This window comes from Acinetobacter cumulans, assembly GCF_003024525.3.
GTDB lineage: Bacteria > Pseudomonadota > Gammaproteobacteria > Pseudomonadales > Moraxellaceae > Acinetobacter > Acinetobacter cumulans.
In genome coordinates this window covers 1,094,114-1,119,953 of record NZ_CP035934.2, presented here as the reverse complement: position 1 = coordinate 1,119,953, position 25,840 = coordinate 1,094,114, and the positions used below count along the sequence as shown (strand labels likewise).

Genomic DNA, 25,840 nt, shown 5'->3' with positions numbered 1-25,840 from the left:
GAGCTCAATGATTTAACCATTGCCATTGATCTCGAAATGCGATGAGCTGTATTCGACCATCTTTGGCTTTAAATTCTATACTGCCTTTTTCGGCTGTACTCAACATCGGGATATTTAAAGCCTTCAGTCTTGCCAGAGTTTCTTTACTCGGGTGTCCATAGCGGTTCCACTTTCCAGCCGATGCAATAGCCAATTTAGGCTGATAGTGCTGTAAAAAATCAAATGATGAACTGTGTCGACTGCCATGATGGCCCAAGACCAACACATCGACTTGTAAATTTGGATAAGCTTTTAATAACTCATATTCCGTTTGCCAGCCTGCATCCCCCATCAATAAATAGGATTGATAAGGCATTGCATGGTTCATTCGAATGTACAGCACACATGAGTTTTCATTACGCTCAGCCCCTGCTCTCACCGCTTGTATATTATTGGGTGAAAGGACTTCTATCTGTACATTTTCCCATTGCCAAACTTGTCCCTGTTGACAGTATTCAAATTGTGTTGCATTAGGCACAGCTACATGCTCACTGGCATATAAGCTTTTAATTGCCAGTTGATCTTGTATAGAAAAATAGGCCCCACTATGATCTTGATCTAAATGCGTCAACACCAATTGATCTATGCTTGATAGTCCTTGCCTCGACAGAAAAGGCAAAATAATATTCTTACCAATACTAAATTTCTGCTCATCATAATAACCACCTGTATCGACCATCATGCTGTGCCGACCTTCACGCACCAAAATAGACTGACCTTGCCCTACATCTAATACCGTGAGTTGAAAAGGTTGCGGTGTATAGGACTTCAAGCAAATCGCAACTAAACCTAATAACAACCACGCTTTCGGTACAATGCCATCTGGAAGATAAAAAATAAAAATACATAGGCTCAGAAGTAAAATCGTCGCAGGATTAAAAGTAATATTTAATAATTGTGGATTAAATACATGGTCAATTACATTCAATAGGCTCAAAAGTAGCGTTAGACAAAAATCATTGAATTGAAAAATCACCGCTGCAATGCCCGGCGCAAAAAAATTAACGAACGCCGCCAGCACATCTAAAGGTACAACCACCAAACCTAAGCTTGGAATTGCCAATAAATTACTTAAAGGTGCAATCCAAGCCACCTGCTTAAAAAACAGTGCCATCATGGGAAAAAGTGCTATAAAAATTTTCCATTGTGATGTGATCAGCACATGAAGGGATAAGCGCAGTTTGACCCACCAAGCCGTATTGGCTTCAAGCGATTGCTGTTGTAGCCAAAGTGTTTGATAAATTCTGAGTAAAATAAAACATGCGCCATAAGACAACCAAAACGCTGCCGATAAAATACTAAAAGGATCAAATAACAATAAAAGCGTTGCACTATAAACCAATAACTTAAGGGCATAGACTCTTAAGCGTAAAACCAACATGCCACTGGCAACGACCGTCATAATAAAAGTTCGCATTGCAGGAATTTCAAAACCCACAAAAGCACAGTACACAAATACACAGCCCATAAATGGCCAAATTAAAATAAATTGGCGTGGTATTTTTAAATACAACCGCGGTGCAAATTTGCGTATGCAACGCGTGATGATCCAACAGATCAACATGGCAAAAATTAAGACATGGGGCCCAGATATGGCCAACAAATGACTGATGCCAAAACGTTGAAATTGATCTACGGTCGCTTCATCTAATAAGCTTTTATCTCCTGTTAATAAGGCCAGTAACAATCCTTTATGTGCTAAGGGCAAATGAAAGATTTTGACTCTAAACGCCAGCCTTTGTTTTTCAGTCCACAGACGAAACTGAGGGATTAACTTTTGCTGTTGATACAAAATATCGCTATAACCCAATGCTTTAATTTGAGCTTCATTTAGCGCTATGGCACGTTTAACTCTAAAAGTGGCCTGAATATTTTGCTGGAGTAACCATTGTTCTTGATCAAATACACCAGCAGTTGCATAAGTGTGCGCAGGCTTTAACTGGCCTTCGAGTTGATAATAATGACCTAATTCCAACTCTAAATCTGAAGATGAAACCGTCTTGGTTTTAGGCAAATAAAGTAAATACTGCAAAGGTTGCCGAGCGGCATTTAACACCATAACGCGTTGTTGAATACTGTGTTCACTATATTGATTTAAAGCATGCACATAAACCAATATGCTGGTATTTTCAGGCTGATGTACTGTGTATTGTAAACGTTGCTTAAGTTGTTGATTGGCGTACGCAAAGCCCAAATAAGCACCTAAACACAGAACCACTGCCATACTTAATGTTTTGAATACAATGCCTTTTTGAGCAATAAATTTACTACTGATGATAATGAATACAAAGCTCAGTAAAGCCAATACTGTGCTCATCTGCGCATCAAATCCTGTTGTTCCCATCCACGCTGTGCCAAAAATCCAGCCCAAGCAAAAACAAAGCAACATATTTTTTATTCTAATATTTTATGATTGCTGGCAATAATAAAGCCCACCGAGGTGAGCTTCAATTCATAGCGGAATATTCCAATAATATGCTTATACACCAAGCACTCAATTGATACTCAGTGATCGACCCAAACACCATCTTGCATGTGCAAAACAGCATCTGCGGATTTTGCCAATTGCTCGTCATGCGTCACAATCAGCATCGCCATATTAAATTCTTGACGTAGCTCCGAAAGTAACTCAAAAATTTTCACCGCAGTTTTACGGTCAAGGTTACCCGTTGGCTCATCTGCCATCATCAGTTTGGGTTTGGTCACTAAAGCGCGAGCCAAAGCCACACGCTGACGCTCACCACCTGATAATTCGCCTGGTTTATGGGTTAAACGATGCGATAATCCCACACGCTCAAGCAAATACTCAGCTTGCTGATTTACTTCTTTAAAATTCGTACCTTTGCGAAGCATCAATGGCATCGCTACATTTTCTAAAGCGCTAAATTCAGGCAATAAATGATGAAATTGATAAACAAAGCCTAAATGTTCATTACGGATATAACCGCGCTCAGCCTCACCCAAATTATCAAAACGGCGTCCCTGTACAAATACCTGCCCCGTTGTTGGGCGATCTAGGCCACCCAAAACATGAAGCAATGTACTTTTACCTGAGCCACTCGAACCCACAATCGAAATAAACTCGCCTGTTTTAACCTGAAGCGACAAATTACGAATCACATCAACAGTTGTTTTACCATCGGTAAATGACTTACTGATATTTTGCGCATCTAAAACTACATTACTCATAACGCAATGCCTCCGCAGGTTGAATTTTAGCTGCACGCATTGCAGGGTAAATCGTTGCCAAGAAACTCAACAACAATGACAACACCACGATTAAACACACATCTTGCCATCTTAAATATGATGGTAAATAGTTAATAAAGTAGGCATCAAACATGTGTAAGCCTAATGCTGTATTTAACCAACCAACAAAACCACTAATCCCTGAAGCTGCAATAATTCCCAAAATTGCACCAGACACCGTACCAATCACCCCAATAATGGTGCCTTGAACCATAAAGATTCGTGTAATTGTCCGCGGTGAAGCACCTAAGGTACGTAAAATTGCAATATCTGATTTTTTATCCGTAACGACCATCACCAATGAAGAAACAATATTAAACGCAGCAACCAAGACAATTAGGAACAAAAGCAGACTCACCATGGCTTTTTCCATTTGAATCGCGCTAAACAAATTCCCGTGAGTATACGTCCAATCCGAAGCATAGAAGTTTGCAGGTAACTCACGCACAATTTCTTGTGAAACTTGTGGCGCCATAAAAATGTCGTCCAACTTCATTCGTATGCCTTGCGCACCATCTGGTAGGCGCAATAAAGTAGATGCGTCATTTAAGGCAATATAGCCCATCATAGAATCGACTTCGGCACCAATACTAAAAATCCCCACCACTTTAAAACGCTTAAAGCGAGGTACAACCCCTGCAGGCGACGGGGTTGCTTCAGGCAATACCAAGGTAATACTGTCATTTAAGCCCAAACCTAAAGCGTCAGTCATTTGCTTACCCAGCACAATACCAAACTCACCTTGCTTAAGTTTATCTAGGCTACCAGCGATCATGTGATCTTGGATAATTGAGACTTTTTTCTCATACTTTGGTTCAATACCATTGACCATAATACCAGCAACTTGGCCTTGTGCTGTCAGCATTCCCTGCAATTGTGTAAAAGGTGCAACACCTTGAACATGGGAATGATGCTCAATTTTCTTTGCAAGATCGGGCCAATTTGTTAAAATTTGTGTTGATGAAACAGTGGCTTGAGGTATCATTCCCAAAACACGGTTTTTCAACTCACGGTCAAACCCATTCATTACGGAAAGGACCGTAATGAGCACAGCCACACCTAACGTGAGGCCGATCATAGAAACCAAAGCAATAAAAGAAATGAAGTGGTTACTGCGCCGTGCGCGAGTGTACCTCAACCCAATATATAGCGAGATCGGTTTAAACATAACCATCTAGTCCGAGGTAATTTAATTATGGAAAATGTACAGCATCAAAGCGGTTTAACGGAACGTCGCGTAATGTCTCGTATCGATGCTGCCTTGCGCATTAACTATCAGATCATTTCTGATGAGGTTGCGCTAAATGATCCTTACGATCCTAATTTTATCTTGCCGCGCTATTTTCTACTACTTGCAGAGTTAGATCAATTTGATCATGCGCTCAACTACGAATTAGAACAATTAGCTGAAAAAGATCAACAAATTTCTCGAATATTATCCTTATTCAACCAAAAGTTAAACCTGATTACGGGCTCTTTATACGACGCAATTGTACAAAGCATGTTACCAGTACCTGAGCATGTGAATTTTTCAGAAACAGGTTTAAGCTTTTTTAGCGACCGTCCAATCATGGAAGGCACTTATTTACACATGACGCTCAGTCATCCTGAAAATTTCTTCCATATTGCAGCGACAGCGCATGTAGTTTATAGCCGTCAGGAAGAAAATGGGAAATATCGTACGGGTGCATACTTTATTACTTTACACCCGCAAGACCGTGTAAAAATTGCAGAATGTGTAGAACTCACACAAAGTAAAAACTGAGGTCTTTATTTTTTCAGGTTGTGGGCGAGCGTTCGATTCGCCCTAAAATCTTTATAAAAATAAACACATAACCCAAAAAGTAAAACTGCAGTACCGCACAATACCAACAATGTTAATTTTTCATGGTTGAATACTGCCCCCACCACAATCGCTAACATGGGCGTCATCACTGTGGTTAAAGACAATGTCGTCGCTTTAATATTTTGCACCAATTTAAAATAGCAGAACATTGCAATCAGCGACGCCATAATCACAGCATATAACAAGGCCAACACTGACTTAGTGGAAGGCATCTGAGTGGGGAAATCTGCCCAAATAAAAGGCACCATACATAATGCAATGAGCGAAGAAATTAAAATAGAGCCCGTTGCTTGGGCTATTGGATTCAGAGGCGCATTGACTTTTTTTACCCAAAATATAGATGCACAATAAATCAGCACACTCATAAGCATGAGTAATATACCTATAGGCTGTACATGCTGACCACTACCACCCATACAGATAATTCCAAGGCCACATACTGCAATACACATACCAAACCATTGCAGACGATGCAAATGCATACGAAAAACAAAATGACCAATCAACCCAGTAATAATCGGAGCTAAACCAAACATTAAGGCAATAATGCCTGAGCTTAAATAACTGGTTGCCATATACGTAAAAATTTGCGAGCCAATAAAACTACATGAACCAGCAATATAACTATGTATGGACCGTGCGTCATAAGGCAATGCTTGGCGCATAAGGAGCAATAACACACCAGCTAAAGGCAAAGCTAAGAAAAAACGTAGTGCTAAAGCCCAATATAGGTTGATATCTTCCACACTCCATACAATCGCCAAGGGCGTTGTGGCCCAAATGATGATCAATAGCACATAGGTGGACATGAGATTGAGTTTTGAAGGCATGGGGCTTATACCGAGGTCTTACGTTTTTGTTTCATAATGGTCTGGTCTAAACTACTTGAAAACTCACGCTTGTCTCGCTCTGAAATCGGTGGCGGCCCACCTGTTTGCACCCCTGCACCACGTAATGTGTCCATAAAATCACGCAGATGAAGGCGGGCTTTCACATTGGCTATTGTGTAAATTTCACCACGTGGATGAATAGCAATCCCGCCTTTTTCAATCACTTGCGCTGCCAGTGGAATATCTTGCGTCATCACAATGTCGTTTTCTTTCATCCGATCGATAATTTCTTTATCGGCCGCATCCGCACCACTCATGACCTGAATAGAATTAATCCGTACCGATGGTGTAATGCCCACGTTTTGATTGGCAACAAAAGTGACTTCGAGTTGATAACGGTCAGATGCGCGAATAATGACATCTCTAAGAATGCGAGGTAATGCATCGGCATCTACCCAAAGTTTAAATGGCAACAAAAAAACGCTTCCAACACAAAATACAAAGAACTAGTGTAGCAAAGAAGCATGACAACTCGATGCCAAAGCCCTACGTTTTACCACATAGAATTCAAATCAATCTACTTATTTACATATATAAAATGAATGAAAGAATCTAAAAAATGGCAGTTATTGCCAATCCATTGGGCCATAGTTGAGAGGTTTTTTGGCATATTCTTAAAAATTTGCACTATTTCATTGCGATTTTTTCATGACTTGACTTGAAAATTGAAAATAACCCTCGATTTAATATATAGATAACAACCCAGCATCAATTGTGTATATGAAAAATCAAAATAGACCAGAAATTATCACCATTGAAGACCAAAACTTCGGTAGTCATATTGAACATTGGTCCCTGCTGACAGATCAACCTGCCTCAGACGTACCAAAATGGTTAGGCCAAGCGCTTGATCAACCCATTATGCCTATGGGGCTTTGTACTGCTGAATGTGATATGGATGCGACGACATGGCTCATTCAAGGGCCAAATAAAGCATCTGTGCAACTCTCCCAAGTGATTGCTGTAGAAAACAATAAACCCAAAGCAGTAAAAACCGCATTTCCATGCTTTGATAGCCCGTATAAAGTTACGGCCAAAGTCGAACGGATTATTCGTTGCACAACCAATACACAAGCGGTCTTACAACTCAATGTTGGTGGCAATAGCGTGGTCTATGCTTTTGATAATTTATATAGCGTAAATTCTGCACACTATGACAAAGCACAAAATTATGCAGTACAGTTAAATGCATGGGCATATCAATTAGAAGCCGTTGCTGAACAAGAGCAATTGGTGGTTGATGATCCTGCTTCAATTAAACATCACCGTGCTTTAAATGACATTTTGGCACAGCATAATGGTGTGGCGCCAGAAAACTTACAAGACTTGCTCGATGCTTGGGAGCCTCAATCTGAAGATGACAAAGCGCCTGTTACTGTTAACTTTTCTAAAATGGTTGCTTACCTATACGGCGAAACACTCGGTCAAGAAGATGAGGCGTGGTTCCAAGGCAGTATTGTAGGTAAAACTGAAATGCAATTTATGCAACAAAGCTACACACTCTATGATGTTACGCTCATTCATGAGGAAAACCAGCCTGCAGTATTGATGCGTATTGCTACCCGTGATGCGAATTTTAAAGATTTTCAAATTGGTCAATTTATTCGTGGTAACGTTTGGCTACAAGCGAATATTTATAGCAAAGCTTAGTCCTCAGTAACGACTTCGCTTCAAAAGTAAAAAACAATCATCCCTGCACATGCAGGGATTTTTATTTAATTAAAATCAATTATTTAAAGATATTCCATTGATTTTATTTCATTAATTTTTAAGCAACATGCTGGTCATAAAACTTTAATTAAATAGAATTACCCACAGTTTTAGATTTATTAATGCTTTTTAAATTCATTTTAAAATACACTTATCCACAATTTTAAATTCAAAAACTATCTTAAATAAATCACAAAAAATATACCGATATAATCATAAAATGCCTGCAAGAAATAGAAATAGCCTTAAAAATACGTTGCTTAATGTAGATGCTCATCCTTGGACTAATAAAATAAAAGCATTGTGTTATTTAATTGAGATTAGTACTTTATTTAATCAATTATTTGTGCTAAAAATGCAATCTTGAAATAGGAATTAACGATAAATAGATCGGAAAATAAATATCTATGAAAATCGTGCAAGAAGAAAATATTCAGAGCGTCGAACACCAACTGAATTCTCGATACCAAGTCGATGGAATGTCATGTCTATTTTTTGCATTAGGCATGTTGATGTGCGCATATATTTTGCATACATTTATTCTTTAATTTCCAAACAAATACAAAAAAAGCCCATCAATTTGATGGGCTTTTTTCGCTACAGAAATTATGCATTACGTTTTGCAAAATCATCCATAAAGTCAACCAAAGCTTGTACGCCTTCAAGCGGTACAGCATTGTAAATGCTCGCACGCATACCACCTACTGAACGGTGACCCGCCAAATTAAGTAAGTGATGTTCTTCAGCTTCTTTCAAGAACTGTTTTTCAAGCTCAGGCTTAGCCAAAGTAAATGGTACATTCATAATTGAACGGTTTTCTTTAGCAATTGGATTTGCATAAAAGTCGCTTGAATCAATATAGCTATAAAGCAGTTCAGCTTTTGCAAGATTGGCTTTATGAATGGCTTCTACACCACCTTGTGCAAGTAACCATTCAAAAACTAAACCTGATAAGTACCATGCATAAGTTGATGGCGTATTCACCATAGAATCATTTTTTGCTTGTGCAGAATATTTCAAAATACTTGGAATTTCAGCTTTTGCTTGATCTAACAAATCATCACGAACAATAACGATTGTTAAGCCAGCTGGGCCAATATTCTTTTGCGCACCAGCGTAAATTAGACCGAACTTGCTGACATCAATTGGTGCAGACAAAATACTTGAAGATAAATCCGCAACCAAAGGTTTATCAGTTTCTGGAATATTCGCGAATTGAATACCACCAATCGTTTCATTGTCTGCATAGTGTACATAAGCAGCATCTGCAGATAAATTCCATTCACTTTGGTCTTTAATTGCAAGCTTACCGTCTACAGTTGTACCCGCTTCAACAACATTAATGTCGCCATAGCGCTGTGCTTCTTTGAGTGCTTTTTCAGACCAAATCCCTGTATGGATATAATCAGCTTTGCTGTTTTTACCCAATAGATTCAGTGGAATTGCAGAAAACTGCAATGATGCACCACCTTGTAAGAACAATACTTTGTAGTTCTCTGGAATATTCATGAGCTTGCGTAAGTCTGCTTCTGCTTTTTCAGCAACAGCAACATAGTCCGCACTACGGTGGCTCATTTCCATGATCGAAAGACCCTTGCCTTGCCAATCGAGCATCTCAGCTTGAGCTTTTTCTAAAACGGCAGTAGGTAATGCAGCAGGACCAGCACAGAAGTTGTACGCGCGCATGATTTTTCCTTTCAAAGTGAAACACAATAAAATGATGGCATTTAACCACAGATAGCCTGTGCTTGCAGTAAATTAAGTTGAAAAAATTTCAATGCTGTCGGACATTTAAAGCTAAAACTTCAATAAGGCGCTGATCTTTTTGTGAGTTTTACTAATAATATTTCCTAACCTACACATACAAGATCATTCAATTTTTTGCTGGATTGAATTTCATTCGATCTATTACCTAAATGCCTACCCCAATTTAAACCGACTGAGGTCACCTTCATGTGTGAGCTATGCCTTTTCAATTGCGCAAAATTTTCCTTAAGCTTCATACTGTTTTGCGTCCAATTTTCAGCTTATACTCAAGCTAAATAAAGTATATATTTCAAACAGAATTAAAAAATTGATATGCATGCGGTGCGAATTAAGCTGTTCTTTGTTTTATACTGCAGTTGAAAATACGGAGAATCGATTGAATGTTAAAATATTTCGTACATTTCAATAGTGCAGATTTATGCCTCAATACAATGATAAAAATGAATAGCGCAACAAAATGTACAATGCTAGTTTGCACGTTGCTGGCAAGTCCATTCTGCACAGCACAAAGTATGAGTTTTCAACAAGCCGAGATTGATTTACTCAACAACTCCTACAGTAATCAAGCCAATTTAGCATTACAACAAGCCTCACAACTAGAAGCTGAAGCCATTAAAGGCATTGGCTTACCCCGCGTAGATTTAAACGTACGTGCATACGCTTTTCATAATGAATTAGACGTGCCTTTAGGGGCCGTTAAAAATAACCTTGAGCAGTCGCTAACGAATGGCTTAAATGCCAAAATTGATGAGTTTAATTTAGGTGCAATTGCAGACCCACTCAAAGAAAGCTTAAAACAACCTATCCATGATGGTGTTGGTTTAATTCCAGATTCGTCACAGGTTGTATTGGATGATCAAGTGATTCGTCCTTCTGTCTCTGTCATGATGCCTCTTTACACAGGTGGCTTAACCCAGAGCGCCAAAGACGTTGCTAAAATCAAAGCACAGCGCAGTGAATTAACCACGCAGCAACAACAAGACACACAGCGTTTTGAGTTAATCCAAGCCTATTTTAATGCTCAACTACAAAAACAATTATTGGCCAGTAGCCAATCCAATCTCAGCGCGATGCAACTCCACTACCAAAATGCACTTAAATTAGAACGCCAAGGCTTTATTAGTAAAGGTCAGCGCATGCAATTTGAAGTGGCTCAAAATAATGCAACACGTTCTGTCAATAATAGCCAAGCACAATACCAAGCCAGCTTATTTAAGCTGAATAATCTTTTACACCATAGCCAAATTAACGATTTAACCACGCCACTGTTTATTAACACCCAACCGCAACGTGCGCTACAACAGTGGCTAGACAGTTTTGCGAATGAATCCACACTCATACAAAAAATGCAGATGGACACTGCACTAGCCAATGCCAATGTAAAAGTTCAACAGGCAAGCAAAAAGCCGAATGTATTTGCCTTTGGTGAATACAGCCTAGACAGCAATCAAAACTGGATTGTGGGTGTCGGTGCCAAATACAATCTATTTTCAGGTATCGATAAAAACAAAAATGTGCAAGCTGCCGAATTACAACGTTATGCCTCTGAACTATTAACTGCACGAACCAAGCAAGAAATTGAAAATACAATTTTTAGCGCATTTAGCGAGGCACAAACTGCACAGCAAAGTGATGCGCTGCTACAACAAAATATAAAGGCAGCTCAAGAGAACCTACGCATACAGCAATTATCATTCAAAGAAGATATGGGTACGGCGACCCAAGTGATTGATGCGCAAAATACACTTAACGGCTTAAAAGCCGAAACAGCATTGAATGCTTTTAAATATGTCATGTCATTGGCAACATTATTACAAAGCCACGGCTCAATACAGCAGTTTCAAAGCTTTATCAATCAACCCAATACACACTACATTCGTTAAATTCACATGGGGAATCGTATGAATCAGGATCCAAATTCAAAAGAGACCACAGAAGAGCTCCCAAGCCCTGAAACGAATGCTAAAAGTGATGTAACAGCAAACAGCACGCTCGATCATTCAGATTCAACTCAAAATCGTCATTCCGTAGCTCAATCTGCACCCACGTCAGCTGAAAATCAGAAACAAGAGCAGACAGAATCTACAAATATGCAAAAAAAACCCGTTTCGAGCATCGTGAAGCTGATTGCAATTGTGCTACTGATTTGTGTATTAGGACTGATTGCTTTTGGACTCTGGAAAAGTTATCAACCCAAAGAGGTAGAACTACAAGGTCGAGTTGAGGCAGAAACCATTCATATCGCGACTAAAGTGCCGAGCCGAATTGAAGAAATTTATGTGCATGAAGGGCAAAAAGTACATAAAAACCAAGAATTGGTACGACTATATAGCCCAGAAGTTGATGCTAAAAAACAACAAGCACTTGCCAGCTTACAATCTGCTTTAGCTTTACAGTCCACCACAGATCGCGGCTCACAAGACGAGAATATTGCCAGCTTATACGCCAATTGGCAGTCGTTAAAAGCTCAACAAGAATTAGCACAAACCACCTATACCCGCGGTGCTCACTTGTTTCAAGAGGGTGTTATCTCTCGTCAACGTCGTGATGAAATGCAGGCAGCCGCGCGCTCTTCTGCACAAATGACTGAGGCCGCTTATCAGCAATATGCCCGTGCACAACGTGGCAGTACGCCCCAACAGAAATCTACTGCCGACGCACAAGTCGACATTGCCAATGCTGCAGTTGCTGAAGCCAATGCGCTTGAAGCTGAAACTAAATTGCTCTCACCAGTAAATGGAACCATTTCCAAAACCTATGCCAAACCGTCTGAGTTAGTGGCAATCGGTGTGCCTGTGGCCAGTATTATTTTAGATGATGACATTTCAATTAGTTTAAATGTTCGTGAAGATCAATACCGTTCGGTCTATCAGGCTCAAACCATGCAAGGCTATGTTCCTGCCTTAGATAAAACAGCAAACTTTAAAGTAAAAAATATTGATGCCGAAGGTGAATTCGCCACCATCAAAACGACGCGTCAAACAGGCGGTTATGATATTCGAAGCTTTAAAGTGCATTTAGTGCCTGAGCAGGCAATGCCCGAGTTAAAAGTGGGGATGAGTGTCTTATTTAAAGTTAAAGAGGCACCATAAGTATGTGGGCAGGGATCAGCCGTGAATGTCGCTACTTATTAAAACACAAATGGGATTTGTGTTTGGTCAGCCTTGCCCCCCTGTTTGTCATTGTTCTATTTAGCTGTATGTTTGCCCAAGGTAAACCGTCTCATTTACCCATTGCAATATTAGACCAAGACCACGGTGCCTTAAGTCAAAACATTGAACGCTATTTGGCACTCAATGAAACACTACACATTCAAACAGTCAGTGAAAACCAAGCTGAAATAGAACGTCTACTGAACCAAAATAATATTTGGGGCTATGTGTTGATCCCTTCGGGCGCAGAACAGCGCTTTGTACAAGCCAAAGATGCTGAAATTAGCATTATGTATAACCAAAGCTATTTTAGCGTAGGCAATACTATTTCTTCTGCCATGCTGGTAAGTACCTTACAAGCACTCGCTAACTTTGCAGGACAAAATTATTTAGAACAAAAAATTCCTTATTTGGAAGCTCCTACGGCAAATGTCAAAATATCTGCACTTTACAATCCAGGCTTAAATTATGAGTTCTATTTAGAACCTTATATGATTCCGGCAATATTGCATTTGTTGCTCTGTTGCTGTGTGGCCTTTGCTGTTGGGCAAGAGTTTAAGTTTAATCGCGCTCAAGATTGGTTAAAACCGCAAGGTTTGTTTTACGCCCTCCTCTCTAAGAATTTAACCTATGTCGCAATTTTTAGTGTGTGGACTTGGCTCTGGATGTTTTGGCTGATTGATGTACGAGGTTGGTTTATTGCTGGCCATTTGTGGTTGATTCTGCTGGCTCAAATTGTATTTTATAGTGCCTATGCCTTTTTAAGCAGTGCCTTGGTCTTAGCTACAGGTAATTTAAGTAAAACCTTCGGCGTGATTGCCGTTTATGGTGGCTCATCCTTAAGCTTTGCGGGCGTGACTTTGCCTTTAAATAATGCCCCTCTATTTACCAAGTTTTGGGCGCATATTATTCCCTATACTCCTTATGCCAAATTACAAACTGAACAATGGGTGATTGGTAGCCCTTTAAGCTCCTCAGTACAGCCCTTATTGGTATTGTTGGTCTATGCGCTCGTATATGGTGCGCTGGCCTATCTATTTTTAAAGAAACAAGCACGAGGGCTTAAACCATGAATAGCCTGCTGTATTATTTCTGCAAAACCTTTAAAGATATTTTTGCCAATTCATCTATTTTAACTACACTGATTTTATCAGTTGTGCTCTATAGCTTTTTTTATCCAACGGCCTATCAGGCACAGCAAGCTCAATCCATTCCCATTGTAATTGTAGATGAAGAGCAAAGTGCCATGACGTCAGCGATTATTGGTCAAGTTGCTCAAAGTCCAAATGTTGAAATTAAAGCCGTGACTGCAAATTTTTTAGATGCCGAGAACATGGTTCGGCATCAGCAGGCTGATGGTATTTTATTATTACCAGAAAACCTCAGCCAAAGTATACGACGCGGCGAAGAAGGTGGGATTGGACTGTATTTAAGTGCGGTTAATTTTTTAAAAACCAAACAAATTGGCCTAGGCTTGGCCAGTTCAATTGAAAACTCATTGAAGGAATACACAGAAAAATTTGGCAATATTTCGCATTTCTCCCCCGCTCTTTCTGTTCATCAAGTGCCTTTGTTTAATACCTTATCTGGTTACGGTAGTTATATTTTTCCAGCAGTTGCACCTTTAATTATTCATCAAACGATATTACTGGGGTTGTGCATGCTCATTGCAGGTTATCGTGAACAAGGCTGGACTGCCCAGCCTAAAGAACTCATTGCCATTTTCCTTGCAATATTATTCATTGGCTGTTTGGGATGTTTTTATTTATTTGGTTTTACCTTCTGGCTTTATGACTACCCACGTGGCGGAAACTTTTGGGGTATGTTACTTGCTGTACCTATCTATGTAGGATGCATTATTTCTTTAAGCATGCTCTTAGCTTCATTTTTAGATATGCCTGAACGCGCTGGACACCTCATTGTATTTACATCTATTCCGCTCTTTCTATTAACAGGTACAGCTTGGCCATTGGCCGCGATGCCTGAATGGATGCAATCTTTCTCAATGCTTCTACCTTCTACCCAAGGGATACAAATGTTCATCCAACTCAACCAAATGGGTGTAGAAACTAGTCTTGTCGTACCTAAATTAATCTATTTAGCATGTTTTATGGCCATTTGCTTCACCATTGCTTATTTCAGACTCACCGCTAGAGCTAAATTGCATTGATTCTTCGTTTTCATCTACTTTATAAATAAAATATAACTTAAAAATCGATTTCATAACTAAAACTGTCCCAAATATAACCAAATAGAATAGCAATGATTAAATTTTGTTAGCCGATTCACCACAATCGATTCACAATAAAGTTCTCCCAATCCGCTTTTTCTCGCCATGAATACTCTGTTTTTTAATACGGGTATGAGGACCTTTTGCGGATTTTATTTCTAGATAACTTTTTTCAGAGCTGAGTATGAAAAAAATTAAGATGAGCCTTGCGTGGCAAATCGTTATTGCGCTGATTTTAGGTATACTTGTAGGCTCATTCCTTCACTATTCTCCTGAATATCGTGATGTCCTAGTGAGTAATGTTTTAACTCCATTGGGCTCAATTTTCATTAACCTCATCAAAATGATTGTGATTCCACTTGTGGTATCAATGTTAATTTTGGGTATTGCAAATACGAGTCAAGGGGCAAGCCTTGGTAAGCTTGGTTTCAGAACGATTTTGTATTTTGAAATTATTACCACAGTTGCAATTTTAGTGGGTTTAGTTGCTGCAAACATTTTCCAACCAGGTGCAGGCATTGACATGTCTAGCCTCACCCAAGTGGATATTTCTAAATACCAAGAAACGACCCATGCAGTTAGTGAGCAATCACATGGTATCGTGCAAACTGTATTATCGCTGATTCCACCAAACTTCTTCGCAGCTCTCACTAGCGGTCAAATGCTACCGATTATTTTCTTCTCGGTGATGTTTGGTATTGGTTTAGGTGCTTTAGATCAAGAAACAAAACAACCTTTACTTAATGTATTGAATGCCGTTTCTGAAACCATGTTCAAAGTAACGCACATGATTATGAAGTTTGCACCGCTGGGTGTATTCGGTCTGATCGCTGCAACTGTTGCGAACTTTGGTTTTAGTTCTTTATTGCCTTTAGTAAAATTAGCATTATTGGTTTATGGTGCAATTTTATTCTTTGCTTTTGTTGTTTTAGGGTTGGTTGCCAAAATTTGTGGTTTCAGCATCTGGACCATTATTAAAATCTTGAAAGACGAGCTCATTCTTGCATATTCAACAGCAAGTTCTGAAACTGTATTACCTCGTATCATGGAAAAAATGGAAGCTTACGGTGCGCCAAAACCGATTACTAGCTTCGTGATTCCAATTGGTTATTCATTTAACCTAGATGGTTCAACACTTTATCAAAGTATTGCCGCAATTTTTATTGCGCAGCTCTACGGTATCGATCTTTCAATTGGCCAACAAATCATTCTAGTACTTACACTCATGATCACCTCTAAAGGTATCGCAGGTGTTCCTGGCGTATCTTTCGTGGTACTTCTTGCAACATTGGGTAGTGTAGGTATTCCTTTGGAAGGCTTAGCATTTATTGCAGGTATTGACCGTATCTTAGATATGGCACGCACTGCATTAAACGTAATTGGTAACGCACTTGCGGTACTGGTTATTAGTAAATGGGAAGGCCAATTTGACACTGAAAAACAAAAAAATTATCACGAGACGATGAGTCAGCGCGGATAATACTTTTTTCAAGTCAAATCAAAATGGACGTTTCGGCGTCCATTTTTTATGGCTTGGCTAAAAGTATATTCTGCAATTTATATTGCTATGAAATATAAAATCGATAATATAGATTAAATAATAAACTAAAAATTCAATAACATGGGGAACATAAAATGGAACAATTTATTGCCAAAATTCAAAATCATATTGAGCATGTAAAACGTGTCGGTAACCATTGTTCTACAGAAGAGACAACAAAACAGGCACTTATTTTACCGTTATTAGAAATTTTAGGATTTAATCCCTACGATCCTACAAAAGTATTAGCAGAATTTGCAGCTGATTTTCCTGGTGTAAAATCAACTGAGCGCGTTGATTATGCGCTTTACTGTAATGGTCAACCTGTTATGTTCATTGAAGCTAAAGCCCATGATGCAAACTTAACTAACCATGCTCCACAATTATCTCGATATTTTAATAGTAGTCTAGGTGTGACAATTGGTGCGATTACAAATGGCCGTGAGTGGAGGTTTTTTACAGACTTAATTAATACTAATGTCATGGATGAAAAACCTTTTTTGACTATAGATTTCACCAAACACAAAGCTGAGGAATTAATTCAACTTGCCGAATTTAAACATGACAACTTTCACGTAGATAAACTAAGATTTTTCGCTGAGGAAAACCAATATATCCAACAATTCAAAACAGTTATTAAAAAAAGTATAAATGAAGTAGATTTAGACTTTGTCCGCTATGTCGCTCAACAAGCGAACATACCTCGCCAACTAAATACAAAATTTTTAGAAACCATTCAACCTTTTGTAAAGCAAGCAGTAGAACAGGCCATCAGTGATACTGTAGTTAAAGGCTTGTCTTCACCAACAATTATTACTGCTCAACCTATAGAGCTTCCAATAGCTCCTAATCCAATAGAATCTAACATCGATTCCCCACGTGATATTATTAATGAAGAAAATACAAAGATTGTTACTACGCTTGATGAACAATTACTATTTAAGCTAGTTCAAGAACTATTACCCAACCATGAATTAATCGCAAAAGATACCGAAAGTTACTATTCGATACTGTATCAAAATAAAAATAATAGATGGCTATTTCGCTATGATGTAAATCGTAAACGTCCAACCATCCAGTTTATTGTCCCACTCGATGACACAAAGCGTAATGAATTAGCAAGAGCTGGACTAGAAGTACAAGCAAATGGTCAAATATTTTTAGATAAACCAGAGTATATTTACCGTACAGTGGGTTTACTCAATGACGCTATTGAATATTGTATGAATGATGAAAACTTCAAAAGAAATGTATAAAAGGACGCTTATGCGCCCTTTTTTTAATCAGATCCAATTGAATACACCCAGATTATTTAGTTGATTCACCAAATACTGACAGATTCAAATTACGAATTTTGCTACTTCCAGCGGGTTTATCAAAACTCACATCGTACTGTACGAGGTTTTTATTACTGTAACCATATTCATAGGTCACCGTGTATAAAGATGGCTTTTCTGTTGATGTTTCAATGTGTTTAGAAACAATATTTTTACGTGTGTAGTCTTGCTTTGGAATTGTGCGCGTAAATTTACGTAGCTCTTTTTCATTTTGCATAAACTTGGCTTTCAGTTCAGGCTCGAAATATGGATATAGTTTTTCAAGGTTACCTTCACGTAATTGATCATAGACGGCTTGCGCAACTTGAGCTTGTTCCGCACTTGGATCAGCTATGGCATTTTGTCCAATTTGACCACAACCCGACATCACTATTGCACAACCGAGTAAAACTATTTTTGCCTTCATATCCACGCTTTTCCACATTTCAGGTCTGTAGTATATACATCATTATGACCATATTATTTAAGTTTAGAAATAAAAAAGGACGCCGTAGCGCCCTCTTTTAAGATCATGACTTAGTCTTCTTCAGGCTCATTTAAATCGTCTGATTCAGTTTCAGTTTGATCCATAATAGTTGAGTCATCTACCAATTGCTCTGCATCAATCGCTGAAACTTCTTCTAAAATTTCATCTTCTTCTACAGCTTCAATAGCTTCAACACCCACCAATGTTTCGTTGTCACCCAAACGGATTAAGCGAACACCTTGTGCGTTACGACCTGTTTGTGCAACTTCAGAGGCACGTGTACGAACCAATGTGCCACCATCAGAAATCAACATCAATTCTTTCGATGCATCAATCGCAACAGCACCCACTAACTCACCATTACGGTCAGAAGTTTTAATGGCAATAACACCCTTACCACCACGTTTCTTGGTTGGGAAGTCATCTACAGGAGTACGTTTACCATAACCATTTGCAGAGGCACAAAGCACTTCGCCAGTTTCTGGTACAACCACAAGCGATACAATACGGCTCAAGAAATTAGCATCTGAATCTTCATCATCAGAATCTACATCTGCTTCTTCTGCTTCTTCAGATTGTGCAGCGCCAATCGTTACACGCATACCGCGTACACCTTTGGCTGAACGGCCCATGGCACGAACATCAGTTTCAGCAAAACGAATCGCCTTACCTTCATTCGAGAACAACATAATTTGCTGTTCGCCATCCGTAATCGCTACACCAATTAAGGTATCGCCTTCGACCAACTCAAGCGCACGTAAACCATTTGAACGTACATTTGAGAACTGGTCTAATTCAACACGTTTAATCGTACCAAATTCAGTTGCCATAAATACGTAGAAGTTTTTACGCAAGTTTTCAGCAAGTTCTGCAAATTCAGCAACAATTTCATCGTCCAAATCAGTTGTAGAAAGCTCTACACCTAATTCTTTCAATTGAACACGCAATGCATCCGTTAGGTCATCACCATCTGCAATCTCTGCAAAAGCAGCTTCTAGTGCATCATAGTGATTCGCAATAATTTCATTTTGTTGCAATTGTGCTTTATTTGCTTTCACAAACGTGCGGAAATCAGCTAAACGCTCTTTGAATTTCTTCGGCGCATCAATCACAGGAAGAATCGCTGTAATTGTCTCATTGTCATCCAGTGGCAATAAATTCACCATTGGACGGCCTTTGGCACCGCGAGATGCTTGAGGCACTTCAAACACACGTAAACGGTAAACCTTACCTACGTTCGTGAAGCAAAGCACTGTTGCATGGCTTGATGTCACAATCAGATGCTGAATGTAGTCATCTTCTTTCATTGAAGTTGCAGACTTACCACGACCACCACGACGCTGTGCAGCATAATCAGATAATGGCTGTGTTTTTGCATAACCTGATTGAGAAACAGTCAGTACCATTTGCTCTTCAGGAATTAAATCTTCACGAGAGAAGTCAATACGTGACTCTACAATCTCAGTACGACGCGCATCGCCATACTGTTGCAAAATCAGCGCAAGCTCTTCTTTAATCACATTCATCAATAAATTGAAATCATTTAAAATTGCAGTGTATTCAGCAATTTGAGAAAGAATTTCAGAATATTCAGCTTGTAATTTATCTTGCTCTAGACCAGTTAAACGATGTAAACGAAGCTCTAGAATCGCACCCACTTGCGTTGGAGATAAGCGATAAATATCGCCAGTCAACCCAAATGGACGGCTTGGATCTTCACCTTCAATCTCGTCTGGACGTACAGATACTGCACCTGCTTTTTCAAGCAATGCAACAACACCGCCACCTGCCCATTCACCCGCTTGCAAGCGCTCACGTGCTTCTGCAGGGTTCGCAGAGGTTTTAATGGTTTCAATAATTGCGTCAATGTTAGCAAGCGCAACAGTTAAACCTTCTAAGATATGACCACGTTCACGCGCTTTGCGTAGTTCGTACATAGTACGACGTGTAACCACTTCTTGGCGGTGACGAATAAAGGCTGCAATAATATCTTTTAGATTCATCAACTTTGGCTGGCCATTGTCTAGGCAAACCATGTTGATGCTAAATGAGTTCTCAAGCTGTGTGTTTTGGAATAGGTTATTCACCACAACTTCAGCGTTTTCACCACGCTTTAAGTCAATGGCGATACGCATACCGTCTTTGTCTGACTCATCACGAAGTTCAGAAATACCTTCCAGTTTTTTCTCTTTAACCAACTCAGCAATACGTTCAATCGTTTTCGCTTTGTTGACCTGATAAGGAATTTCTGTAAATACGATGGTATTACGACTCGTTTTTGCATCTTCTTCAATGTGGTATTTACCACGAATATGCAAACGGCCTTTACCTGTACGGTAAGCATCAACAATACCTGATTTACCGTAGATGATGCCACCCGTAGGGAAATCTGGACCAGAGATATGCTCCATCAAACCTTCAATTGAGATTTGTGGGTCGTTGGCATAAGCCAAACATGCATTAATCACTTCCGTCATATTGTGTGGCGCCATATTGGTCGCCATACCTACTGCAATACCCGCTACACCATTAATGAGTAGATTAGGTACACGAGTAGGCATTACTTGAGGAATACGTTCAGAACCGTCGTAGTTATCTTCCCATTCAACGGTATCTTTTTCTAAGTCAGCCAAAAGCTCATGCGTTAATTTACGCATACGAACTTCGGTATAACGCATTGCAGCGGCACTGTCACCATCGACAGAACCAAAGTTACCTTGGCCATCGACCAATTGGTAGCGCAAACTAAAGTCTTGTGCCATACGAACAATTGTTTCGTATACAGCATAATCACCATGCGGGTGATATTTACCGATCACGTCACCAACAACACGGGCAGACTTTTTGTATGCTTTGTTGTAATCATTGCCCAATTCGTGCATTGCGAACAGCACACGACGATGAACTGGTTTTAGACCATCACGTACATCAGGCAATGCACGAGATACAATCACGCTCATCGCATAATCGAGATATGAACTTTTCAGCTCATCCTCAATGGCAATCGGTCTAATTTCCGATACGCTCATGCATACTCCTTGTTATACAAGCAGAATTCTGCCCGCATTTATATATCGTAAAATCAGCTAAAAATTGGTTCAAAAAAACCGAACCAATATTAAAAATTCAGTCGGCCATTATAGCACAAATAGCATCGTTTTTGCGTCAAAGATTACGATCTATAACTATGATTTTTTGTGTGTATTTTCAGCATTTTCACAAATATTTAACAGCTGTATTTTAATCACTTTATCCATCTATAATTATTCTGTAATCGCCTCTTCAACTGCTTATTCTTTTTAAATCTTCTTCATGCATTTAGCGTGAGCTAGATCACCTTAAGACCAGCATACGCCGAAGTAACATCATTCAGTTATGCGCTCTATTTGGACGCTATACCAGTTTACTTTTATGAGGCATGACAACGTTCATTTTGGGTTGATTAAACCCCTTCAGCATGCGTATTTTCTCATCTACGTAGCTTTTAAAAGCTTCCCCATATCTAAATTATGAAAACTTACACAAAATCTAAACCCAATAAAAAACGCCCTTATGCATCATGCATAAGAGCGTTTTTTGAACTAAGTTCAGAAATTAGATTTTAGATACTAATTCTGGAACTACAGTGTTCAAATCACCTACTAACCAGTAGTCAGCTACTGCGTTAATTGGCGCTTCTTCATCTTTGTTGATCGCAACGATCACTTTAGATTCTTTCATACCTGCCAAGTGCTGAATCGCACCAGAGATACCTACAGCGATATACAATTCAGGCGCAACGATTTTACCTGTTTGACCTACTTGCATGTCGTTTGGAACGAAACCAGCGTCAACCGCAGCACGTGAAGCACCTTGAGCAGCGCCTAGCTTGTCAGCTAATGGGTCAAGTACAGCGTGATAGTTTTCACCTGAACCAACACCGCGACCACCAGATACAACAATGCGAGCAGCTGTTAATTCTGGACGTTCTGATTTCACGATTTCTTCAGAAACGAACTTAGAAATGCCAGCATCGCCAGTTGAAGCAGCAGCTTCAACTGCAGCAGAACCGCCTTCAGCAGCAACAGCATCAAATGCAGTACCACGAACAGTTGCAACTACAACTGATTCACCAGATTCTACAGTTGCAATCGCGTTGCCTGCATAGATAGGACGTTTGAAAGTTTTAGGACCTTCAACAGCAATGATGTCAGTGATCATGCTTACGTCAAGAAGCGCAGCCGCACGTGGAAGTACGTTTTTACCCGTTGTCGTAGAAGCAGCAAGGATGTGAGAATAACCCGCACCGATTGAAGCAACTAATTTAGCAACGTTTTCAGCCAATTGATTAGCATAAGCCGCGTCATCAGCAAGTAATACTTTGCTTACACCCGCAACTTTAGCTGCTTGGTCTGCAACTGCTTGCGCGCCAGAACCAGCTACCAATACAGTGATATCACCACCGATTTTTTGCGCCGCAGCAACAACGTTTAAAGTTGCACCGTTAAGTGCTTTGTTGTCGTGCTCAGCGATAACTAAAATACTCATGATTTTATCCTTCTGTATTAGATCACTTTCGCTTCGTTTTTCAATTTTTCTACAAGCTCATCTACAGATTTCACTTGTACGCCAGCTTTACGTTCAGCAGGAGCTTCAACTTTAACAGTTTTAAGCTTAGTTGCTGGAGAAACGCCATAATCAGCTGGTGACTTAGTATCAAGCGGTTTTTTACGCGCTTTCATGATGTTTGGAAGAGCCGCATAACGTGGTTCATTCAAACGCAAGTCAGTTGTGATGATTGCTGGAAGAGAAAGCTCAACAGTTTGTAAACCACCGTCGATTTCACGAGTCACTTGTACTTTGTCGCCTTCAACTTTAACTTCTGAAGCAAAAGTACCTTGACCTGCGCCAAGTAAAGCACCCAACATTTGACCAACTTGGTTAGAGTCGTCATCAATTGCTTGTTTACCAAGAAGAATCAATTGAGGTTGTTCAGCGTCTACTACGCCTTTAAGAATTTTTGCAACTTCAAGCGCACCTAGTTGGCTGTCATCAGCTTCAACTAGAATACCGCGGTCAGCACCAAGAGCCATAGAAGAACGAATTTGTTCTTGAGCTTCTTTAGGACCAATAGAAACAACAACGATTTCTGAAACAGTTCCTTTTTCTTTTAAACGAACCGCTTCTTCCACTGCGATTTCACAGAATGGGTTGATAGACATTTTAACGTTAGTAAGGTCAACCCCACTATTGTCCGGTTTAACGCGAACTTTAACGTTGGCATCAACCACACGTTTTACAGCAACAAGAGCCTTCATGTAATCCTCGGCTGTTTTAGCAAATGTAAATGTTATGAAAAGTTATAATAACTCTTCACTTAAAATTTTTTAGGTGCCCTATCTTGCAATGTGTATGGCATTTCGGTCAAGTCACAATTATCGAAAGACCTGTAAAAATGCGTAAATTTCCTTGAACTAATGGTTCACATTTTTATATCGCACTTGAATTGGACTGTTTTTCATAAAGTTTTTGTTATTTTTTAACCATTGATTTATATTATGTTTTTACCTGATTTACATCATCAAAAGTTTTGATCGATCTGTTTTTAGATGTTTATCCACTCAATATGGCTCGCTTAAATGCGCAGATTGCTTGTAATCGGGGTTATGTCATTTAAGACAGAATAGTTTTTCATCTTATTTTTTATACAATCTAACAATAAATCAGATGTCCTATTTTTTAGCTTCCATTCTTGTGGCTGTGACTCAAAACCCAAAATACATCATGATTCAAATCATAAAAAAAAGCCCGTTTAGATAAAACGAGCTTCTTTAAAGTACTTAACTGGTTCTAGTGCTTATGTATTTTTAATTTGAAATTAGCCAAATTGCTGCCAATCCCAATAGACCGCCAGATGTACCATCAATCCATTTTTGTTTGCGTTCATCAATATGGGTTTTTGCGCTAATTTTTGCAAAAACCAAACTCAAGGCGCAGTACACGATAAAGATCAACCCAATAAATACCAATGAAAGTAATAGGCCTTGAGCAACTGTATTGCCTGCTTTATCTATAAACTGAGGCAGAATTGCAAAATAAATCAACATGCCTTTGGGATTAAGCAATGCCGTAAAAAAGCCCTTCTTAATAGGTGAACTGGTGCTTTTATTTTCAATATGGATCGCATTTTTACTAAAGACCGACTTTAACAAGGTCACAGCCAGATAAATTAAGTAAGCAATCCCCAGCCAACGAATAGTTTCAAACAAAATTGGGAACGATACAATAATAGCTGCTAAGCCTAATGCGACCAAAATGGAATGCACCAAATAGCCCGAGCAAATCCCTAGAGTTGCCATCATGCCTACTTTTGCATCCTTACCCATCACTTGAGACAGAACAAATAGCATATCTGGCCCTGGTGTAAAAATTAGCGGTGTAACCGTTAAAGCAAAGAGTACTAATACAGACATTTTCCTTTTCCTATCGCTGTACTGATGGAAAAAATAGTATCTTCGAATTGCGCTAAAATATGATTTCAAATATTCTAATAAATTACTTATTTTTAGAATTATATTCTATTTTATGAAAATTTCTTCCAAGTCTATTCTAGTAAAGCTGGATCGTATTGATAAAAATATCATTCACTCGCTTCAAAGTAATGGTCGCATGCAAAACAATGAATTGGCCAAAGCCATTGGGCTTTCACCTTCATCTTGCTTAAGACGTGTAAAGTTATTAGAAGAAGCTGGCGTAATTCAAAGCTATACCACAGTGGTAGACCCACAGCGGATTGGTTTTCAATTGTTATTATTTTCTCGAATTTGGTTGGTTGGCCAAGATGCCGAAACAATCGATTTATTTATCGAAGCAATGAAAGAGCTACCCCAAGTCATGGAGTGCTATATTATTTTAGGTGAGTGCGATGCCATGCTAAAAGTCGTGGTGCCAGACTTAGAAAGTTACCGTAAGTTTCAATCAACGCATTTGACCAAAAAAAATGGCATTACCAGCGTAAAAACGGATGTTCCAAGTCAAATCGTGAAACAGAGCTACCAATTACCTTTAGAAGATTTATAAGTCTTAAAAGATTTATCCGTCTGCCCATGTCTTATTTACGTAAGTCATCATTCAACATAAAAGAGATCAACAATCAGGATGAATTGATGATCTCTCTTTCGCTTGTCTCATTACTCTTTATCTGCAGACTGATTGTCTAAAAAGTCTCGATGAATATGGCTTAAATTAATAAGCTCGTGGTCTTTTAAATTAAAAATCTGCCAAACAGCAATTGCATCTTCTTTTAGGTCTACAGCAACAGTCGGTTTGGTATAAATTTGCCATTGTAGATCTGAAATCCAAACATAATATTGTTGGCTTGCCTCATGATAAGCCAAAACTTTACCTTCAGCATTAATGCCTTGTACCTTCGCACCTTCGGGCAATGCCACTTCTATTTTAGGCAAGCTAATTTCAACAAAATGTTTAATTTGTCGTAAACCATAGCCGATAAAAATATCTTTCTGCGCTGGGCTAAGCTGGTTATATTTTTCTTGAAGATTGGAAATCATTGTTTCTGCCTAGTTTTTAAATCAAATTCTTTATATTGCATGGGTGCTTAAGGAATGCATTTTC

The 25,840-nt window shown here is 39.2% G+C and carries 21 protein-coding genes; 9 read left to right on the top strand and 12 right to left on the bottom strand.

All coding sequences use genetic code 11. The features are described 5' to 3' along the window. Positions 1-4: 4 nt before the first annotated feature. The 3 genes from C9E88_RS05215 to C9E88_RS05205 all read right to left on the bottom strand — a co-directional run bounded on the left by C9E88_RS05215 (position 5) and on the right by C9E88_RS05205 (position 4,456). Positions 5-2,428 carry a DNA internalization-related competence protein ComEC/Rec2 gene (locus C9E88_RS05215; RefSeq protein ID WP_106985668.1) on the bottom strand — a complete coding sequence of 808 codons (2,424 nt, stop codon included), beginning with the start codon at positions 2,426-2,428 and terminating at the stop codon, positions 5-7. A gap of 116 nt (positions 2,429-2,544) precedes the next feature. Then, a complete protein-coding gene (gene lolD / locus C9E88_RS05210; RefSeq protein ID WP_106985669.1) occupies positions 2,545-3,228 on the bottom strand; it encodes a lipoprotein-releasing ABC transporter ATP-binding protein LolD in 684 nt (227 codons plus the stop codon). After that, on the bottom strand, positions 3,221-4,456 hold the full coding sequence (locus tag C9E88_RS05205) for a lipoprotein-releasing ABC transporter permease subunit (protein WP_106985670.1): 1,236 nt from the start codon (positions 4,454-4,456) through the stop codon (positions 3,221-3,223). Before C9E88_RS05205 ends, lolD begins: the two co-directional genes overlap by 8 nt. 27 nt (positions 4,457-4,483) lie before the next feature. On the opposite strand from C9E88_RS05205, the gene C9E88_RS05200 reads away from it, so the two are divergent. Beyond that, the gene (locus C9E88_RS05200; RefSeq protein WP_106985671.1) at positions 4,484-5,053 is read left to right on the top strand and encodes a PilZ domain-containing protein; all 570 of its coding nucleotides are present in this window, start codon (positions 4,484-4,486) and stop codon (positions 5,051-5,053) included. A 5-nt stretch (positions 5,054-5,058) separates the two neighbouring features. On the opposite strand, the gene C9E88_RS05195 is transcribed toward C9E88_RS05200, so the two are convergent. Next, positions 5,059-5,964 carry a DMT family transporter gene (locus C9E88_RS05195; protein WP_106985672.1) on the bottom strand — a complete coding sequence of 302 codons (906 nt, stop codon included), beginning with the start codon at positions 5,962-5,964 and terminating at the stop codon, positions 5,059-5,061. A 5-nt stretch (positions 5,965-5,969) separates the two neighbouring features. After that, on the bottom strand, positions 5,970-6,440 hold the full coding sequence (locus tag C9E88_RS05190) for a YaiI/YqxD family protein (RefSeq protein WP_106985673.1): 471 nt from the start codon (positions 6,438-6,440) through the stop codon (positions 5,970-5,972). A gap of 304 nt (positions 6,441-6,744) precedes the next feature. On the opposite strand from C9E88_RS05190, the gene C9E88_RS05185 reads away from it, so the two are divergent. Then, positions 6,745-7,674, top strand: a complete 930-nt coding sequence (locus C9E88_RS05185; protein ID WP_106985674.1) for a hypothetical protein — start codon at positions 6,745-6,747, stop codon at positions 7,672-7,674. 666 nt (positions 7,675-8,340) lie between these two features. Here C9E88_RS05185 and serC read toward each other — a convergent pair. Then, a complete protein-coding gene (serC, locus tag C9E88_RS05180; RefSeq protein WP_106985675.1) occupies positions 8,341-9,420 on the bottom strand; it encodes a 3-phosphoserine/phosphohydroxythreonine transaminase in 1,080 nt (359 codons plus the stop codon). A gap of 545 nt (positions 9,421-9,965) precedes the next feature. On the opposite strand from serC, the gene C9E88_RS05175 reads away from it, so the two are divergent. From C9E88_RS05175 to C9E88_RS05150, 6 genes are all read left to right on the top strand, one after another. Beyond that, entirely contained in the window at positions 9,966-11,384 is a 1,419-nt protein-coding gene (locus tag C9E88_RS05175; protein ID WP_227865926.1) for a TolC family protein, read from the top strand. Positions 11,385-11,402: 18 nt separating this feature from the next. Next, the gene (locus tag C9E88_RS05170; protein ID WP_106985677.1) at positions 11,403-12,593 is read left to right on the top strand and encodes an HlyD family secretion protein; all 1,191 of its coding nucleotides are present in this window, start codon (positions 11,403-11,405) and stop codon (positions 12,591-12,593) included. A gap of 2 nt (positions 12,594-12,595) precedes the next feature. Then, positions 12,596-13,726, top strand: a complete 1,131-nt coding sequence (locus C9E88_RS05165; RefSeq protein WP_106985678.1) for an ABC transporter permease — start codon at positions 12,596-12,598, stop codon at positions 13,724-13,726. Beyond that, a complete protein-coding gene (locus tag C9E88_RS05160) occupies positions 13,723-14,823 on the top strand; it encodes an ABC transporter permease (protein WP_106985679.1) in 1,101 nt (366 codons plus the stop codon). The genes C9E88_RS05165 and C9E88_RS05160 overlap by 4 nt, the downstream gene beginning before the upstream one ends. A 244-nt stretch (positions 14,824-15,067) precedes the next feature. Next, positions 15,068-16,363 carry a glutamate/aspartate:proton symporter GltP gene (gene gltP / locus C9E88_RS05155; RefSeq protein ID WP_106985680.1) on the top strand — a complete coding sequence of 432 codons (1,296 nt, stop codon included), beginning with the start codon at positions 15,068-15,070 and terminating at the stop codon, positions 16,361-16,363. A gap of 155 nt (positions 16,364-16,518) precedes the next feature. Continuing rightward, positions 16,519-17,679 (top strand): type I restriction endonuclease, encoded by a 1,161-nt coding sequence (locus C9E88_RS05150; RefSeq protein ID WP_106985681.1) that lies wholly within the window; start codon positions 16,519-16,521, stop codon positions 17,677-17,679. Between the two features lie 52 nt (positions 17,680-17,731). Here the strand turns inward: C9E88_RS05150 and C9E88_RS05145 are convergent, their stop codons facing one another. From C9E88_RS05145 to C9E88_RS05125, 5 genes are all read right to left on the bottom strand, one after another. Then, positions 17,732-18,166, bottom strand: coding sequence for a DUF3887 domain-containing protein (locus tag C9E88_RS05145; RefSeq protein ID WP_106985682.1), 435 nt, complete (start codon positions 18,164-18,166; stop codon positions 17,732-17,734). 110 nt (positions 18,167-18,276) lie between these two features. Next, entirely contained in the window at positions 18,277-21,255 is a 2,979-nt protein-coding gene (gyrA, locus tag C9E88_RS05140; RefSeq protein ID WP_106985683.1) for a DNA gyrase subunit A, read from the bottom strand. A gap of 565 nt (positions 21,256-21,820) precedes the next feature. Continuing rightward, positions 21,821-22,753: an FAD-binding protein gene (locus C9E88_RS05135; RefSeq protein WP_106985684.1), complete on the bottom strand. Its 933-nt coding sequence runs from the start codon at positions 22,751-22,753 to the stop codon at positions 21,821-21,823. Positions 22,754-22,770: 17 nt separating this feature from the next. After that, positions 22,771-23,523 (bottom strand): electron transfer flavoprotein subunit beta/FixA family protein, encoded by a 753-nt coding sequence (locus tag C9E88_RS05130; RefSeq protein WP_106985685.1) that lies wholly within the window; start codon positions 23,521-23,523, stop codon positions 22,771-22,773. 549 nt (positions 23,524-24,072) lie between these two features. After that, positions 24,073-24,678 (bottom strand): LysE family translocator, encoded by a 606-nt coding sequence (locus C9E88_RS05125; protein ID WP_106985686.1) that lies wholly within the window; start codon positions 24,676-24,678, stop codon positions 24,073-24,075. A gap of 112 nt (positions 24,679-24,790) precedes the next feature. Between C9E88_RS05125 and C9E88_RS05120 the strand changes: the two genes are divergently transcribed. After that, positions 24,791-25,285 (top strand): Lrp/AsnC family transcriptional regulator, encoded by a 495-nt coding sequence (locus tag C9E88_RS05120; RefSeq protein ID WP_106985687.1) that lies wholly within the window; start codon positions 24,791-24,793, stop codon positions 25,283-25,285. Between the two features lie 110 nt (positions 25,286-25,395). Here the strand turns inward: C9E88_RS05120 and C9E88_RS05115 are convergent, their stop codons facing one another. Continuing rightward, positions 25,396-25,776, bottom strand: a complete 381-nt coding sequence (locus C9E88_RS05115; RefSeq protein ID WP_106985688.1) for a hypothetical protein — start codon at positions 25,774-25,776, stop codon at positions 25,396-25,398. Positions 25,777-25,840 lie beyond the last annotated feature (64 nt).

Excerpts from the sequence above, each read along its gene's own strand:
- C9E88_RS05215 (WP_106985668.1), bottom strand. The coding sequence starts at position 2,428 with ATGTTGCTTTGTTTTTGCTTGGGCTGGATTTTTGGCACAGCGTGGATG.
- lolD (WP_106985669.1), bottom strand. The coding sequence starts at position 3,228 with ATGAGTAATGTAGTTTTAGATGCGCAAAATATCAGTAAGTCATTTACC.
- C9E88_RS05205 (WP_106985670.1), bottom strand. The coding sequence starts at position 4,456 with ATGTTTAAACCGATCTCGCTATATATTGGGTTGAGGTACACTCGCGCA.
- C9E88_RS05200 (WP_106985671.1), top strand. The coding sequence starts at position 4,484 with ATGGAAAATGTACAGCATCAAAGCGGTTTAACGGAACGTCGCGTAATG.
- C9E88_RS05195 (WP_106985672.1), bottom strand. The coding sequence starts at position 5,964 with ATGCCTTCAAAACTCAATCTCATGTCCACCTATGTGCTATTGATCATC.
- C9E88_RS05185 (WP_106985674.1), top strand. The coding sequence starts at position 6,745 with ATGAAAAATCAAAATAGACCAGAAATTATCACCATTGAAGACCAAAAC.
- serC (WP_106985675.1), bottom strand. The coding sequence starts at position 9,420 with ATGCGCGCGTACAACTTCTGTGCTGGTCCTGCTGCATTACCTACTGCC.
- C9E88_RS05175 (WP_227865926.1), top strand. The coding sequence starts at position 9,966 with ATGCTAGTTTGCACGTTGCTGGCAAGTCCATTCTGCACAGCACAAAGT.
- C9E88_RS05170 (WP_106985677.1), top strand. The coding sequence starts at position 11,403 with ATGAATCAGGATCCAAATTCAAAAGAGACCACAGAAGAGCTCCCAAGC.
- C9E88_RS05165 (WP_106985678.1), top strand. The coding sequence starts at position 12,596 with ATGTGGGCAGGGATCAGCCGTGAATGTCGCTACTTATTAAAACACAAA.
- C9E88_RS05160 (WP_106985679.1), top strand. The coding sequence starts at position 13,723 with ATGAATAGCCTGCTGTATTATTTCTGCAAAACCTTTAAAGATATTTTT.
- gltP (WP_106985680.1), top strand. The coding sequence starts at position 15,068 with ATGAAAAAAATTAAGATGAGCCTTGCGTGGCAAATCGTTATTGCGCTG.
- C9E88_RS05150 (WP_106985681.1), top strand. The coding sequence starts at position 16,519 with ATGGAACAATTTATTGCCAAAATTCAAAATCATATTGAGCATGTAAAA.
- C9E88_RS05145 (WP_106985682.1), bottom strand. The coding sequence starts at position 18,166 with ATGAAGGCAAAAATAGTTTTACTCGGTTGTGCAATAGTGATGTCGGGT.
- gyrA (WP_106985683.1), bottom strand. The coding sequence starts at position 21,255 with ATGAGCGTATCGGAAATTAGACCGATTGCCATTGAGGATGAGCTGAAA.
- C9E88_RS05135 (WP_106985684.1), bottom strand. The coding sequence starts at position 22,753 with ATGAGTATTTTAGTTATCGCTGAGCACGACAACAAAGCACTTAACGGT.
- C9E88_RS05130 (WP_106985685.1), bottom strand. The coding sequence starts at position 23,523 with ATGAAGGCTCTTGTTGCTGTAAAACGTGTGGTTGATGCCAACGTTAAA.
- C9E88_RS05125 (WP_106985686.1), bottom strand. The coding sequence starts at position 24,678 with ATGTCTGTATTAGTACTCTTTGCTTTAACGGTTACACCGCTAATTTTT.
- C9E88_RS05120 (WP_106985687.1), top strand. The coding sequence starts at position 24,791 with ATGAAAATTTCTTCCAAGTCTATTCTAGTAAAGCTGGATCGTATTGAT.
- C9E88_RS05115 (WP_106985688.1), bottom strand. The coding sequence starts at position 25,776 with ATGATTTCCAATCTTCAAGAAAAATATAACCAGCTTAGCCCAGCGCAG.